The following is a 16498-nucleotide window of genomic DNA, read 5'->3' on the forward strand; positions in this document are numbered from 1 at the left end:
TGATATTCAAGGCATTGACCAAAGACATGATTTCCTTGAAGGGCCGTTCAGAGAGAAAAGACGAGGCTGAGAGCTTTTCCGGCAACCGCATGTGAAGTTACCCCTTTGTAGCCGTGACGTTGAACATGTAGCTGTGCAATCTGGCAGTAACATCAGTAAGCGCCCACCGCTTTATCCCCGTTAACGGATACCAATGGAGGGTCACGCATGTCGTGCATGAGCATGTTCCGATGAACATAAATGTACGCACAGGAGCGGGCCGAACTAGGGTGGAACCACGAGCTGAACGCACTCGTCCCTTGAGGGAGAGAGGCGTTTTTTTGCGTTCAATTTTGATATAGAACACAATTTGAAATGGAGGCTTTAATCGTGAGTATTCAAGTGAAATTGCCAGATGGAGCCGTACGCGAGTACGAGCAGGGCGTAACGATCGCCGACGTGGCGGGTTCGATCAGCTCCGGGCTGAAAAAGAACGCCGTAGCAGGTAAAGTGAACGGGAAGGCTGTAGATCTGAACACCGTTTTGGATCAGAACGTTGACCTTGAAATCATTACGCTGGACGGTGCAGACGGTCTGGAAATTTATCGCCACAGTACAGCGCATTTGCTCGCTCAGGCGCTCAAACGCATTTACGGTGAGAAAAACGTGAAACTGGGTATCGGTCCGGTCATCGACAGCGGCTTCTACTATGACATTGATATCGAAAATCCATTGTCTGTTGACGACTTGGCCAAGATCGAGAAGGAAATGACGAAGATCGCACAGGAAAATCTGCCGATTACACGTCGTGTAGTCAGCCGTGAGGAAGCCACTCGTATTTTTGGAGAGCTGGAAGATCCACTGAAGCTGGAACTGATTCGTGATTTGCCGGAAGATGCGGAAATTACAATCTATGATCAAGGCGAATTTTTTGACCTGTGTCGTGGCCCGCATTTGCCATCAACTGGCCGCATCAAAGCTTTTAAACTGTTGAGTGTAGCGGGCGCATACTGGAGAGGCGATTCCAACAACAAGATGCTGCAACGTATCTACGGAACAGCATTCCCGAAAAAAGCACAACTGGATGAGCACCTGCATTTGCTGGAGGAAGCGAAAAAACGCGACCATCGCAAGCTGGGTAAAGAGCTGGAACTGTTCATGTTCTCCGAAGAAGCACCAGGCATGCCGTTCTATCTGCCTAAAGGTATGGTTGTCCGCACTGCATTGGAAGATTACTCCCGTGACATTCAACGTCTGCATGGCTATGAGGAAGTACGTACGCCACTGATGATGAACAACCGTCTGTGGGAACAATCGGGACACTATGAGCATTACAAGGAAAACATGTACTTCTCCGAAGTGGATGAAACTACATTTGCTCTGAAACCGATGAACTGCCCAGGGCATATGCTTGTGTTTAAAAATGAGCTTCACTCTTACCGCGATCTGCCAATTCGTATAGCCGAATTTGGACAAGTGCATCGCCATGAGCTGTCCGGCGCGTTGAACGGTATGATGCGTGTTCGTACATTCTGTCAGGATGATGCGCATATTTTCGTCACACCAGGTCAGATTGAACAAGAAATTACAGACGTAATTAAGCTGATTAACGAAATGTATAGTGTGTTTGGCTTTGACTTCACAGTGGAATTGTCCACACGTCCAGATGACTTTATGGGCGAGCCAGCACTGTGGGATCAAGCGGAACAAGCTCTGCAAAACGTGCTGGATCACCTGGGCATCAACTACCGTATTAATGCGGGAGATGGAGCATTCTACGGTCCGAAAATTGACTTCCACATTCTCGATGCGCTCAAACGCAGCTGGCAGTGCGGAACGATCCAATTGGACTTCCAAATGCCTGAAAAATTCGACCTGACTTATGTGGGCGAGGACAACCAGAAGCACCGTCCAGTCGTTATTCACCGTGCCATCTATGGTTCGATTGACCGCTTCATGGGCATCCTGACTGAGCATTTTACAGGTGCATTCCCATTGTGGTTGGCTCCTGTTCATGCGAAGCTGTTGCCAGTATCCGAGAACTATATCGAGACTGCCAATGAGATACAGGATGCGTTGCTGAAAGCAGGTCTGCGCGTCGAAGTGGATACTCGCAATGAGAAGCTTGGTTATAAAATCCGCGAGGCGCAATTGGAGAAGGTTCCATATATGTTCGTTATCGGGGAAAATGAAAAAACAACCGGTACTGTAGCGGTTCGTAAACGCGGCGAAGGCGATCTGGGATCACTCAGCATTGCGGACATCGTAGAGAAAATCAGCACAGAAATTCGCGAGAAACAGTAATATTTGATCAGAAAATGTGTAAAAGAGCCATCAAAACCATGATGAACGTGGTTTTGATGGCTCTTTTTTGTACCCAATACATAAGAATCCGGCGTAAGACTGAACCATAGTTTTTGCAGCCTCAACTGAATTCTTGAATTATCTTATACACAAATACTTAGCAGGTTTGTGGCCGTGAAGTGGCGTGATCTGCTGGGAGGGAGAGTGTCTTCAAGGACGTCTCTTCGGATTGTTTGGCCGGGGATTCTTCCGCATCCTGTTCCTCGCTAAGCGATAAAATTTCGCCGCGCAACTTCAGCATTTTCTGATCCAGCTCGTAGGTTGCACGTGCAGCTTCGGTCAATCCATTAACGACATGTTCAGGCACTTTCTTATCGAACTTATAGTACAAAATATGCTCCATACTGGCCCAGAAATCCATAGCCAATGTGCGCAATTGAATTTCAACCTTGATCCAGCGTGTGCCTTCAAACAGGATCAGCGGAATTTCCACAATGACATGCAGGCTCTGATAGCCGTTGGGCTTAGGATGGGCTATATAGTCCTTGACCTCCAGAATACGAATGTCTTCCCGTGTGTGAAGATGATCCATCAGACGATAAATATCTTTCACAAAAGCGCATACCACGCGCATTCCCGCGATATCATGAATTTCACGCAATATATTGTCCAAGGTGACTTCATGCCCTTTGCGCCGAACCTTTTCCACGATGCTGTGGGGCTCTTTGATCCGGGTTTTAATATGCTCAATCGGGCTAAAACCGTCTAACAGCTTCCATTCCGTCTGGATTAGCTTAATTTTATTCTTTAATTCCTCCAGAGCCAGCTGATAAAGGACGGGAATCTTTCTCCACTCCTCTAGTTGCTTGGCGTCGACACTGTTTTGATCCAGCTGTAGCTGAAATTCCTGCAAGGGTAATGGGACAGCATTCAGGTGCTTCCAATCCGGTTCATTCACAGAGCATTCTCCTAAATGAGGCTTATGATGTCCTCGATCTTTTTCGTAAAAATGCATTATCGTATACATTGTACACTATGTCAAAACCTACAGGCAAAGGAGAGACGGTCACAGAAAAAAAGAAATACAACAAGAATTATAGTGGTAAAACCGAGTAATCCGATGTATAATTACAAAAATGCTGATTTGGAGCATTTAATTCTTTAAAAAAACACAAATGTAGAGTATCCATCATTAGATTAAAAATATAAATTACAGAAAAGAGGAAAAGAAAAATGGCAAAAGTAGAAAGTTTTCAATTAGATCACACGATTGTAAAGGCTCCTTATGTAAGAGCAGCGGGAGTAGAGCATGACGAAAAAGGAAGCACAGTACAAAAGTATGACTTGAGATTTTTGCAACCCAATGAAGATGCACTTCCGACGGCAGCTGTACATACGCTGGAGCACTTATTAGCAACGTACCTGAGAGATGAAATCAAAGGAATTATTGATATCTCTCCTATGGGATGCAGAACGGGGTTCTACTTGATTTTGTGGAATGAACACGAGCCGGAGGAAATTGCACTCGCTTTGGAAAAAACTTTGAAAAGAATTCTGGAAACGACAGAGGTTCCGGCTGTTACTGCTTTGGAATGTGGGAACTACAAGGACCACTCTCTTTTTTCCGCGCAGGAATATGTGAAGATTGTATTGGAAGCTGGTATTAGCCGCGATCCTTTCGAAAGAGTACTTTAAAATCTATGATTTCGATTGACCTATCTCATCAGACAGCGGTAGTGACAGGCGGCAAGTCAGGCATAGGCAAGGGAATTGTAGAGCTTTTCATTCAAAGCGGAGCTAAAGTGATTTCTGCTGATATTTCTTATGAAGAGCCGTATAGAGTGGTCAATCCACAGTTGGTTGAAACGCAATTGGACATATCCAAACCGGATGATATCGAAAGATGGTGCGATCTACTAATCAGCGAGGCGGGAGTTCCTGATATATTGGTGAACTGTGCTGGTACTTCTACGATGGATTATGTCATTGATAGTGAGTTAGCTGATTGGGAGAAAGTATTTTCGATCAATTCAACTGGGCTGTATGTAGCGTCCAAACGGTTTGCCAAGGAAATGGTGGATGCGCGCAAACCAGGACGAATTATCCAAATTGCTTCGCAGGCTGGAAAAAATGGATATCGGGCCATGGGCGGATACTGTGCTTCCAAACATGCGGTTCTTGGCTTGACCAAGGTGATGGCCATTGAGCTTGCTCCGCATCAAATTTTGGTGAATGCGGTTTGTCCAGGTATCGTAGAAACGCCGATGAAACATCGTGAACGGATTGAAGGGGGCGTCATTCGCGGAATGACCGCTCAAGAAATATACGAAGAAGATTGTTCACAGGTACCTTTGGGGAGAACGGCCGAGGTGGAGGATGTCGCCAATGTGGTGCTGTTTCTGGCCAGTCCGCTCTCAGCATATATGACAGGACAAGCGATTAATGTTACAGGTGGAATGACGATGCACTAGCATACATGATCTGGGGGAAAACAACATGAAGAAATCGTTCGTTTTACTATTAGGGATTAGTTTATTATTGGTTGCCGCAGGATGCGGTAATAAAAGTTCAGACAGCAATGGCTCCAGCGCCGCTTCCGGTTCGGAAACGCAAAAAGTAGTCATCGGCTCCATGGGCTCTGACGCCCAGATCTGGAAGCATATTGCCCAGTCTCAGGCCGCCAAGGATGCCAAGCTGGACATTGAAGTGAAAGAAATTAACGGCGGAATCGAAACGAACAATGCGACCAAAGAAGGCGAAGTAGACGTGAATGCATTCCAATCGTGGGCGTACCTGGTTAGCTATAACAAAGAGAGCAAAGCTGATTTGAAGGCTATAGCCACAACCTACCTGGAACCCATGGGGATTTATTCGCAAAAATTCAAAAGCATCGATGAAGTGACCGACGGGGCTCTGGTAGCTTTGGCAGATAACCCAGCCAATACGGCAAGAGGTTTAAAGTTATTGGAAGCATCCGGTTTGATTAAGCTTAAGGCTGACTTTAATGATGCCTTGGGTACAGTCAATGATATTACTAGCAATCCTAAAAACCTGAAATTTGAACTAATTGATGACAAAACAGGACCACGAGTGATTCAAGATGTAGGCTTGGTGCTAATTGGGAATACGATTGCTTTAGAAGGGGGCCTGAATGTACTGAAAGATTCCTTGTTCCATGAGGAGATCAGTCAGGCAACCAAAAATAATATTAACGTTCTGGTTACTTCATCTGATAAGGCGAATGACAAAGGGCTGCAAAAGTTAGCGGATCTCTATCATAACGAGGATACTCAAAAATACATTAAAGATGAATTTGGCGGCACCAAAGTAGAGGTTAAAGAGCCGGTTTCTTATTTGGAAGGACAAACTACAACAAAATAAACTTATGAGATCAGCCAGTTTTTCTGGCTGATCTTTTTTGTTCGTAAGAGCCCCGTACCGGTAGTCGGGTAGAAGTCATCTCTGCTCTTAGACTCCACGCCGAATATGTGACAAGCGTTGAGTTGATGTCTCCCATCTTCCACATGAGCCAGTGATTGTATTTTTAGTAGTCGACTTGAGTTTGAGTATGGGTTTCGGTTCGATAATGTTTGGGGGAGAGTCCCTTTACCTTTTTAAAAATTTTTGAGAAGAGTAAAGGGTCGTTATAGCCGACTGAACGGGAAATATCACCGATCGAAAGTTCAGCGTTTCCCATCATTTCACATGCTCTGTTGATCCTATAGCGAACCAAATAATCCTGAATACTTGTGTTCACTTGTTGTTTGAATAACGAACATAAATAGCTTCGATTGAGTCCGATAAAATTTGCAATGTGCTCAATGGTAATTTTCTGAGCATAATTCATTTCGATAAAATCCTTCACTTTTTCCACGTAAATTTCCGACCGGCTTTCCTTTTGTTCGGGAGGTGTTACCGGACCGAATTCTATAAGCTCCGATAACATTAAGCAAAGCAGACCGGTCAGTCTGGTTTCCCGAGCTTTATGGCATTCACTTGATTCGTTCATTCGCTGCAAATACTGATGAATCAAATGGTCTCCTTCAAAGTTGAGGATTGGACGCGTCATCGTTAGGCCTGCTTGCTTGAGGAGTGTTTCTGCCAGTGCCCCGTCAAATCCAAACCAGCAATAAGACCAAGGATTCACTACATCGGCTTGATAATAAGTAATGACCTGGGGGCAGATTAGAAACCACTGTCCTTTTCGCAAGCGATAACTGAACCCACCGACCTCGAAGGTACCTTCTCCGTCCAAAATATAATGAAGCAGATAGTGATCTCTTATCGCAGGTCCAAAAAAGTGACTCGGTATGCATTCCTCTATGCCAAACTGAGTTAGATACAATTCAGAATGCTGTTTACTACGCGGCAAATATTCTATCACGCTAAATCTCCTTATGTAAATTATCAAGCATTATAACATAAATAGTGAGCACCATGCCATGTACTTCATATCTAAAATTAATATATGATTTCTGTAGAACCTACTGCTATATTGTTGAATCTTATCAAGCTTTACACCATATGAACATAGTTGATGGCTGTTACAAAATGCTTCTTCTGAGTGTCTTTTTGGTGTGGAACTCCGATGATTATTATCTAAGAGAGGGGTTATTTTCCCAATGGGTATCATTGTTCAAGAGCAAACAGGGCTGTTTCATTTACAGTCGTCGGGCATGAGTTATATTATTCAGATTGTGGATGGATTTCCTGTCCATGTATACTGGGGAGACAGGTTGAAGCACCGCGAACCCATGGCTGACCTATTGCTTCACACTCCCGCGACGGCTGGATTGGATCGGCTACCGCAAGAATATCCGCAGTATGGGAGCGGGGACTTCCGTAACCCGGCGTATCAAGTAGAGCTTGAGGATGGAACTCGTATCACGGAGTTAAAGTATATTGGCTACCGGATCACTAAGGGAAAGCCATCATTAACCGGGCTTCCGGCCGTATATACCGAAAATGAAGACGAAGCGGATACGTTGGAACTGGAGTTACAAGATGACTTTTCAGGCCTTAAAGTTGTTCTTCTTTATACCGTCTTCACGGATCGAAACGTAATCGCTCGTTCGGCTCGTTTGAGTAATGCGGGAGCCAAGAATCTTCGGCTTCTCCGTGCTCTAAGTGCCAGTGTCGATTTTTCAGGTAAAAGCGATTTAGAGTTCATGTATCTTTCGGGAGCATGGGCTCGGGAGGGGAATATTACCCGCAAACCGATTCTTCAAGGTGAAACCCGAATTGATAGTAAAAGGGGCATGAGCAGCCATCAACTCAACCCTTTTGCTGCATTGGTCACTCGGGGAACAACGGAAAGCTATGGTGAGGTATTCGGCTTTAGCCTCGTGTACAGCGGGGGCTTTGAGGCGGGAGCAGAAATAGATTCATTCGGCTCTACACGGTTTAGCATCGGCGTGAACTCCTTTGATTTTTCGTGGTTACTGAGCCCAGGGGAGAGCTTCCAAACGCCAGAAGCCGTTATGGTTTACTCCGGTCAAGGACTGGGAGATATGTCGCGGACGTATCATCGCTTGTATCGGACTCGACTTTGCCGAGGGAAATATCGGGATGAAGAACGCCCTATTCTGGTCAATAACTGGGAAGCTACCTATTTTGACTTCAATGCAGATAAGCTGGTATCGATAGCGAAGGAGGGGGCAGAGCTAGGCATCGAACTTTTTGTCTTAGATGACGGTTGGTTCGGAAAACGGGATTCCGACAATTCGTCTCTCGGCGATTGGTACGAGGATCGTCGGAAGCTGCCAGACGGACTCGCGGATGTCGCGAACCGTATCAATCGGCTGGGCCTTAAGTTCGGGCTCTGGTTTGAGCCAGAGATGATCTCTCCAGACAGCGAGTTGTACCGGGAGCATCCAGATTGGTGCCTTCACGTTCCAGGACGGCGACGCAGTGAAGCCAGATGGCAGTTGGTGTTGGACTATACTCGCAAGGAAGTACGCGATTACATCTACGATTCGCTGGCTGCCATTTTCTCCAGCGCCCCAGTTTCTTACGTGAAATGGGATATGAATCGCTGCCTGACGGAAATCGGTTCCGCAGCTCTGCCGCCAGAGCGCCAATCTGAGACTGCCCATCGCTATGTTCTTGGATTGTATGAGCTGCTGGAGCGCGTCACCACCGAATTTCCGCATATTCTTTTCGAGAGCTGTTCAAGTGGCGGAGGACGTTTTGATCCAGGCATGCTTTACTACATGCCTCAAGTCTGGACTAGTGATAATACCGATGCGGTGGAACGTCTGAAGATTCAATATGGAACTAGCCTTGTCTATCCTGTAAGCGCAACCGGAGCACATGTGTCGGCAGTTCCGAACCATCAGGTTGGACGCATAACACCCCTTGATTTTCGAGGTGATGTGGCCATGTCAGGAAATTTTGGATATGAGCTTGATCTCACGAAATTCACCGATGAGGAAAAAGAGACGGTCAAACGCCAAATCGCAGTATACAAGCAGATACGTGGCTTAGTACAAAAAGGTGACTTGTATCGCTTAAAGAACCCGTTTGAAGATAACGAATCGGCTTGGATGTTTGTTTCTGAAGACCAAGAGGATGCCATCGTCTACTATTTCCAAGTGATGGCTGTCCCGAACGCGCCTTGGCGAGCCCTGCGCCTTGACGGACTAAATCCAGAGCTCGAATATGAAGTTAAGTCAGGAAATAGCGGGCAAAAGTCTATCCATGGGGGGGATCGGCTTATGAAGTTGGGCCTCCCTCTTCTCTACAGACAGAAAGACTATGAAAGTGGATGGTTCAGGCTTCGGGCAATAAAGCCTGGTAAGGCTTAAGGATCAGTACAACAGTATAATTGCCGAAAGAGAGAAAACAATCGATGGAGTTATGCCCCTTTTTATATGAAAAGGGGCATTTTGCGCGCATCAGCGTACTGTTTGGGGAGGGGCAAGCCATGTTTTTTATACGAATGATGAATGACATGAAACTGAGAAAGAAGATGACGCTTACATTCATTTCGGTAGCTGTTCTTCCCTTACTGTTATGTGGCCTGTTTCTGACGGGGAAGCTTCGAGAGGCCGTCATTAAAGACGCCTTTATGCAAGTGTCCAACAATGTTGAGCGGGTCCGAAATCGTACAGAAGAATTGATCAAAGTGCCGCTGGATATCTCGTACCGGCTGACCAATGACAATCGGATGAAAATGGTAGCCAGCCAGAAGTATGACAGCTACATCGAAGTCATTCGGGCATACCGGGAGTATACAGGTATTCGTGACTACCTCCAGTTGTACAAAGAGATATCCGGCATCCGTGTCTATGTCTCTAATCCTGGAGCACTTAATAATTGGGAATTTATCCAACCGGATGATAGGATCACAACCGCAGATTGGTACAAGGAGGCCATCGCGCAGAAAGGATTGGCCGGCTGGAATTTAATCAAGGATGAGAGGGACGATGCCGATTATCTCAGCCTGATTCGATCATTTTCAGTGGATTCACCAGGACGAAAAGGGGTTCTGGTCATAAATGTTAACCAGCGCCAATTAAATTCAATCCTGAATCAGGAATCGTTCCCTACCTTGATCGTGGATAACCGGAATCAGATTGTCGCGTCCAATGAAGCAGAGTTGTTCGGGAAGAATCTTTCTGAAATTCATGCCGACGAAAATATACTTTTCCATCAGGAAGGAAGTTATAACATGCTCATCGATGGAAAAGCGTCGAAGGTGGTTATCGCCAATCAAGCTCCACAGAATAGCTGGAATGGACTTCGCATTATTTCCATTTTTTCCGTTTCTGAGATTACCCGAGATGCTAATCAAGTGATATGGCTCGGCGGAATCGCGATCACAGCCAGCCTGATATTTGCAGCCTTGCTTATCTATGCTTCTGCTTCGCTATTATCCAGAAGGCTTCTTCGCTTAAGCAAGCATATGACCCAAGTAGGGGCGGGCTCATGGGAAACCTATCTCCATATCGATGGGAAAGATGAAGTGGGTCTATTATCGAGGGAATTTAACGCGCTCGTCAGCAGCGTAAACCATTTGGTCCAGGAGGTCCAAGAGACGAATCGCCAGAAAAGTCTCGTGGAGCAAAGACAAAACGAGATCAAGTTCAAAATGCTGGCAAGCCAGATCAATCCGCATTTTCTCTTCAATTCTTTGGAGTCTATCAGAATGGAGGCCCACATTCGCGAACAGGACGATATCGCTAAAGCAGTCTGGCAGTTGAGCGCGTTGTTGCGCAGCAGTCTGGAGGCTGGTAACGACAAGATTCCACTGGGTAAAGAGCTTGAGCAAGTGTGCTGTTATCTTGATCTTCAAAAGTTTCGGTATGAAGACCGTTTGGAGTATCGCTTAAACGTTGATCCAAATTTGGAGGAAATGTTGGCTCCACCTCTGATTATCCAACCATTGGTGGAAAATTCTATTGTACACGGTCTGGATAATCAAGCAGAAGGAGCTGTCATTGAAGTGAAAGTTAAGGAAATCCCAGAGGGGGTTCGAGTTATGGTATGTGACAACGGCGCTGGTTTCACGGCCGATCGTCTCGCCCTAGTACAAGCAGAGCTTGCTGCATCCGTACATGAACAGGAGGTCCAGCGAATTGGACTACGAAACGTAAATGATCGTCTAGTCTTACTGTATGGGACCTCAAGTGCTTTACATATTGAGAGCGAGCCTGGGAAGGGCACTTGTATTCAGTTTTTCATACCTGGGGGTAAATCCAAATGATTAAGGTAGTCATCGTTGACGATGAGCCGAAGCTTCGTCAAGGGCTTCAAACGCTGATCCCATGGGAAAGCCTCGGATTTATCGTTACAGCTACGGCAGCCAATGGAAAGGAAGCACTGGAAGTCATCGAGGAAAAGGCTCCTGATGTCGTAATCGTCGATATCCGCATGCCGGTTATGGATGGCCTGCAGTTGATTGAGCACTTGAGATCCAGCGGTCATCATTTGCACTTTATGATCCTCAGTGGATATGCCGACTTTGAGTATGCCAAACAAGCGATCAAATACGGGGTGTTCGGCTATCTCGTTAAACCGGTCGACATTGATGAAATGTCGTCCAGTTTAAAACGGATACGCGAGCGGATCGAAGAGGAGCGTCTTCAAGGGGAGTGGCGTAAGAGAGAGGTTATAAATCGGGATTTATACCTGCATAGCCTGCTCGTCCCTCAAGAGAGAACTGAAGATCCGGCCAAGTTGAGAAGTAAGGCAATAGAAGCGGATTTGTTGTGGAGCAACTACGAAGTCGTGGTCGTCTACCCGCGTGTTTCTGAAGTGGACCGATCTGATGTCGCATACCAGCTTTTGAATGGATTGAAGGCAAAGATAGAGGGGCAGATGATGGGACTTGTCACAGTAATCCCCCCGTATACAGTCCTGTTGCTCAACGCGCCGCTGCGCGGAAGAGAACGGCGTGAAATTCTGCACAATGAGATTCGTAATGTTGCGGATAATGTCCGGTTCGCCGCTGCAACCGGAGGGGTAGTATCTGCTCCTGAAGATATTTTTAAATCTTTTTTAAAGGCCCAGGAAGCGGTAAAACAATCCTTTTTCAGCGAGAAGAACCGACTGCTAGGTCCGTATCCTTTCTTTTCTTCTTCGCTGGATTCTCCCCGTTTGTCTGCTGATAAAGCTGAGGAAACGATGGAGGAATTCATCTTCCGCCTGTATTACAGTCTGGAAGTAGGAAACCAAACCGCAATACTGCCATTATTGAACGAGGCGGCTGCATTTTTTCTCAAACAGGGGCAAGATGAGAAGTCGATCAAAGAGTCGTTCTTTTTTCTGTCCAATGCAATCATTCATAAGCTGACCGCGGGTTTCTGTATCGAGTTGAAAGAGACGGAGGAAGTTTCCCGTTTTTTAAATGGGATATACCAGCACGATCATCTATATGATCTTTTGGAAGAGACCCACCGTTTCCTGCTAACATTGGCGCAAGACTCTGAACACCGTGGAAAGGAGCTGGAATTCAAAAAAATGATCGACTTCATTCACAAGCATTATGCAGACAACCTGAGGCTGGAAGCGTTAGCCGGACTACTAAACTATAGTACCGCCTATTTGGGTCAGCTTTTCAAGAACAAGACGGGGGAGTACTTTAATACCTATCTGGACCGAGTCCGTATTCAAAAGGCCAAGGAGCTGCTGGGTCAGGGAATGAAAGTATACGAAGTCGCCGAAAGCGTCGGCTATACAAGCGTCAACTACTTTTACAGCAAATTCAAAAGATACGAAGGCCGTTCACCGTCGGAATATAGAAATCCATAATTTGTGGATGATTTTTTCCGAAATCCGTTGTATGGGTTCTGACTCTCCTCTGTTTTATGATTGGTTTTAAGAGAGGGGATGAAAAAAATGAAAGCGGTAACAGCAAATTCGGAAAACGTATACAAAAAACCGAAGCGGAATGCTTGGAAGGTATTTAAAAGCCAGAGGTATCTTTATTATATGTCCATTCCGTTTGTAATCTGGGTCTTCATCTTTCAGTATTTGCCGCTATGGGGCTGGACAATGGCATTTCAGAAATACAGACCTGGTTTGAGTTTTTTTGAACAGAAGTGGGTGGGCTTGGAGCATTTTCGTACTTTGTTCCAAGATGATCATTTCTACCAAGTACTGCGGAACACGCTGGCTATGAGTCTTATGGGACTGGTCGCTGGTTTTATTGTACCCGTTGTCTTTGCTCTATTGCTCAACGAGGTCCGCATACAAGTGATAAAACGATTTGTTCAGACCGTATCTTATCTGCCGCACTTTGTTTCATGGGTGGTTGCTGCAGGCATTGTCACCAAAATGCTTTCAGCGGATGGCGGTGTCGTAAACGATATGCTCATGGGTCTAGGCATCATCGATCAGCCAGTCCAGTTTATGGCCCAAGGTAAATTATTTTGGTGGGTTGTAACTTTCGGAGACATCTGGAAGGAAACGGGGTGGAACGCCATTATTTATCTGGCTGCCATCGCCGGGATTGGTCCTGAATTATACGAGGCTGCGCGGGTGGACGGCGCTAGCCGATTACAGCAAATGTGGCATATCACGCTGCCGGGGATCCGGCCGACTATTATCATTCTCCTAATTATGTCTATTGGTCATTTGCTCGGTACAGGATTCGAGAAACAATTTCTGCTGGGCAATCACCTGGTCATTGATTACTCAGAAGTACTTGATTTGTATGCGCTTAATTATGGTCTGGCGATGGGACGTTACTCTTTCGGAACGGCCATTAATATTTTTAATTCGGTGATAAGCCTGATCCTATTGTTTGCGGCTAATGGAATCTTTAAGCGCTATACCAACGAGAGCATTATGTAAGGAGGAAAATGGACATGGAGGCTGTCAAAAGCACTACGCCGGTCGGCGGATTAAACAACAAGCTTCAGGCGAAATCACCACAAGACCGAATCCTGGGGATAGTTGTTTATGTTTTCATGATTGTGGTCACCGTTCTGACGATCTACCCGTTCTTAAATGTGCTAGCTATCTCTTTTAACGATTCGGTAGACACCATTAGAGGTGGGATCACCATCTGGCCAAGGCAATTTACGTTGAAGAATTACGACTTGATTTTCACCTATGAGGGGTTAATCACTGGATTCAAGATCTCCTTTCTGCGAACCGTCATTGGCACCGTAGCGGGCTTGGTCAGCGGCTCGATGCTTGCCTATACGCTTGCACGAAGTGATTTTCAAGCTAGAAGGTTCATCTCAATCTTTCTGGCCGTCACCATGTATGTTTCTGGAGGGTTGATTCCAGGTTTTATCCTGATGAAGGAATTGCATTTAATTGATACATTTGCCGTCTATATTTTACCAGGTCTTGTAAGTGCGTTTAATGTCTTCATTATTCGTTCCTTCATTGATGGTCTGCCTTATGCGTTACAGGAATCAGCCAAGCTGGATGGTGCCAACGATTTCACGATCTACTGGCGCGTTATTCTTCCTCTTTGCAAACCGGCATTAGCGACCGTAGCGCTCTTCTTGGCAGTTGGGCAATGGAACTCTTGGTTCGATACTTACCTGTTTAATGGGTCCAACGAATCGTTGACGACCCTGCAATATGAATTGATGAAAATTCTGCAAAGTACGACAACAAGCGCAACCAATTCCCAGGACGCTGCCAATATGGCCGAGCGTATGGCACAGGTTTCACCGGAATCCGTCAAAATGGCAATCACCATCATTGTTACAGTGCCGATTCTTATCGTCTATCCTTTTTTACAAAAATATTTTGTTAAGGGTATGACGCTCGGAGCGGTAAAAAGCTAACACGAGGCAACATTCATTATAATGGGAGGTTTTGCTCCATGAAGCCAAGAAAAAATAGAATGGTCGTATCTTTCGTAATGTCACTGACTTTAGTCGCGACCCTTGCAGGGTGCAGCGGTAATAATCCGTCTGAGGCTACCAAGGCCGTAACAACAGGAGACATCACACTTACTTATTTTTCGGAAGACTCCAGCACAAATTGGAATAGCATGAAGGATCAAGTCGGTAAGGTCATCGCTGAAAAAACCGGAGTAACTCTAGATGCTGAATTCGCTGTCGGAGACCCGGTCCAAAAGATTTCGTTGATTGCAGCCACAGGAAACTATCCTGATTTAATCGCTGCTAAGGCGGATGTCGGCAAACTTGTCGATGCTGGCGCAATCATTGATTTGACAGATTTGATCGACAAGCACGCACCGAACATCAAAAAAATGCTGGGTGACAAGCTTGTTCGGACAAAGTACAGTTTGGACGACCCATCGATCTATGTGATTCCGACCTGGTCCGCTGTCGAGGAGAAAAAAATTAAACCCGACGTAGGATTTAAACTCCAGCATCGTGTCGTCAAGGAAGCGGGATACCCGGACATTCGTACGGTACAGGATTTTGAAAAAGTCATTAAGGACTATATCACCAAGCATCCGACGGACGAAAATGGCAATAAAAATATCGGATTGTCCCTTAATGCCGACGATTGGCATATGTACCAGGTAACAAACTCAGGATTTCAAACGACCGGGGGACCAGACGACGGCGAATACTACATTGATCAAAAAACACACCAAGCGACTTATCATTTCCGCCGACCGGAAGAAAAGGAATATTTCCGCTGGTTGAATCACATGAACTCCATTGGATTGCTTGACCCGGAAAGCTTCGTGCAGAAGACCGATCAGTTTAAGGCGAAGGTGGCTTCAGGCCGCGTACTTGGCCTTGCCGATCCAGAATGGGACTATGGCGACGGGCAAAATGCGCTAAAAGCGGAGGGCAAATTCGACCAAACGTACGGTCATTATCCAGTCACCATGAGCAAGGAATATAAGGACACCAACTTTTGGCTTCCTGGCTTTGATGGGGGATATGGAATCTCGATCTCTAGCAAGTGCAAGGACCCGGTACGCGCTATCCAGTTCCTCGACTTTCTGGCATCGGAAGAGGGGCAAATCCTGAATAATTGGGGGATTGAAGGAAAGCATTACACGGTTAAAGACGGCAAACGGACGATTATTCCGGCTGTGCTGGAACGGATGAACAATGACAATGCAGCTTTCCAAAAAGAGTCTGGAATCGGTCTATATTGGAACTTGTCGGTCCATTATGGTGATGGCATCAAGGATTTAACAGGCAACTATTTTACTCGTAGTTATCCGGAACTGCTGACAGAAACTTACAACAAGTCGGAGAAGGAAGTCCTAAAGGCCTATAAGATTGATCATTGGAAAGATCTATTCCCAAAAGAAGAAGAATTCCAACCGAGAGCATACGGAGCAGCCTACACGATGTCTCTCCCCAATGACGATCCGGCTGTTATTCTCGGAGCCAAGATGAAGGATATTACATGGAAACGAATTCCGGAAGCTGTCATGACCAAGCCGGAAAACTTCGATAAGGTTTGGGATGCCTATATGGCAGAGCTGGAGAAAGCCGGAGTACAAGAAATGGAACAATCCTTTACCAAACATATTCAAAACCGGATTAAGCTATGGTCCACCAATTAATTCGTTTTGCATAAAGAACGGGTCCGTTTCCACTTTCCAATTGGAGAGGAGACGGTCCTTTTTCATTAAGGTTTGCTATAGACTGCATTCATTGAAGTTACAAACCAATAGCGGCCGCCTCGGTTATTTTCTGAGGTGGCCGCTGTTCGTTAGGGGCAGGCTTCTGCGTTACTTCATGGTGCTGGGTGGGACGGTAAAATTACAGGCACGTTCAAAGTAATTACCAATTTGTCGACGTTGTTATCA

General features: G+C 45.9%; 12 protein-coding genes. 10 read left to right on the forward strand and 2 right to left on the reverse strand.

The window, feature by feature from the left end; translation table 11 throughout:
• The first annotated feature begins 369 nt into the window (after window positions 1-369).
• Window positions 370-2283 (forward strand): threonine--tRNA ligase, encoded by a 1914-nt coding sequence (gene thrS / locus G9G54_RS16400; RefSeq protein WP_165178873.1) that lies wholly within the window; start codon window positions 370-372, stop codon window positions 2281-2283.
• 157 nt (window positions 2284-2440) lie between these two features.
• Here the strand turns inward: thrS and G9G54_RS16405 are convergent, their stop codons facing one another.
• Entirely contained in the window at window positions 2441-3241 is an 801-nt protein-coding gene (locus G9G54_RS16405; protein WP_061829985.1) for a GTP pyrophosphokinase, read from the reverse strand.
• A gap of 275 nt (window positions 3242-3516) precedes the next feature.
• On the opposite strand from G9G54_RS16405, the gene G9G54_RS16410 reads away from it, so the two are divergent.
• The 3 genes from G9G54_RS16410 to G9G54_RS16420 are packed head-to-tail and all read left to right on the forward strand — an operon-like array spanning window position 3517 to window position 5664.
• A complete protein-coding gene (locus G9G54_RS16410; protein WP_029515967.1) occupies window positions 3517-3978 on the forward strand; it encodes an S-ribosylhomocysteine lyase in 462 nt (153 codons plus the stop codon).
• A 5-nt stretch (window positions 3979-3983) separates the two neighbouring features.
• A complete protein-coding gene (locus G9G54_RS16415; RefSeq protein WP_165178874.1) occupies window positions 3984-4754 on the forward strand; it encodes an SDR family NAD(P)-dependent oxidoreductase in 771 nt (256 codons plus the stop codon).
• A 25-nt stretch (window positions 4755-4779) separates the two neighbouring features.
• On the forward strand, window positions 4780-5664 hold the full coding sequence (locus G9G54_RS16420; RefSeq protein ID WP_023986814.1) for a MetQ/NlpA family ABC transporter substrate-binding protein: 885 nt from the start codon (window positions 4780-4782) through the stop codon (window positions 5662-5664).
• A 163-nt stretch (window positions 5665-5827) separates the two neighbouring features.
• Here the strand turns inward: G9G54_RS16420 and G9G54_RS16425 are convergent, their stop codons facing one another.
• Window positions 5828-6667 (reverse strand): AraC family transcriptional regulator, encoded by an 840-nt coding sequence (locus G9G54_RS16425; RefSeq protein WP_165178875.1) that lies wholly within the window; start codon window positions 6665-6667, stop codon window positions 5828-5830.
• Window positions 6668-6905: 238 nt separating this feature from the next.
• On the opposite strand from G9G54_RS16425, the gene G9G54_RS16430 reads away from it, so the two are divergent.
• The 6 genes from G9G54_RS16430 to G9G54_RS16455 all read left to right on the forward strand — a co-directional run bounded on the left by G9G54_RS16430 (window position 6906) and on the right by G9G54_RS16455 (window position 16252).
• A complete protein-coding gene (locus tag G9G54_RS16430; RefSeq protein ID WP_165178876.1) occupies window positions 6906-9089 on the forward strand; it encodes an alpha-galactosidase in 2184 nt (727 codons plus the stop codon).
• A 119-nt stretch (window positions 9090-9208) separates the two neighbouring features.
• Window positions 9209-10990, forward strand: coding sequence for a cache domain-containing sensor histidine kinase (locus G9G54_RS16435; protein WP_165178877.1), 1782 nt, complete (start codon window positions 9209-9211; stop codon window positions 10988-10990).
• Complete coding sequence (locus G9G54_RS16440; RefSeq protein ID WP_165178878.1) at window positions 10987-12537, forward strand: response regulator transcription factor; 1551 nt, start codon at window positions 10987-10989, stop codon at window positions 12535-12537. The genes G9G54_RS16435 and G9G54_RS16440 overlap by 4 nt, the downstream gene beginning before the upstream one ends.
• Before the next feature lie 87 nt (window positions 12538-12624).
• Complete coding sequence (locus G9G54_RS16445) at window positions 12625-13581, forward strand: ABC transporter permease (RefSeq protein WP_069010822.1); 957 nt, start codon at window positions 12625-12627, stop codon at window positions 13579-13581.
• A gap of 14 nt (window positions 13582-13595) precedes the next feature.
• Window positions 13596-14534 (forward strand): carbohydrate ABC transporter permease, encoded by a 939-nt coding sequence (locus G9G54_RS16450; RefSeq protein WP_165178879.1) that lies wholly within the window; start codon window positions 13596-13598, stop codon window positions 14532-14534.
• A 38-nt stretch (window positions 14535-14572) separates the two neighbouring features.
• Window positions 14573-16252, forward strand: coding sequence for an ABC transporter substrate-binding protein (locus tag G9G54_RS16455; protein ID WP_165178880.1), 1680 nt, complete (start codon window positions 14573-14575; stop codon window positions 16250-16252).
• Window positions 16253-16498: the final 246 nt, after the last annotated feature.

It is taken from the genome of Paenibacillus sp. EKM212P (assembly GCF_011066115.1).
Taxonomy (GTDB): domain Bacteria; phylum Bacillota; class Bacilli; order Paenibacillales; family Paenibacillaceae; genus Paenibacillus; species Paenibacillus polymyxa_B.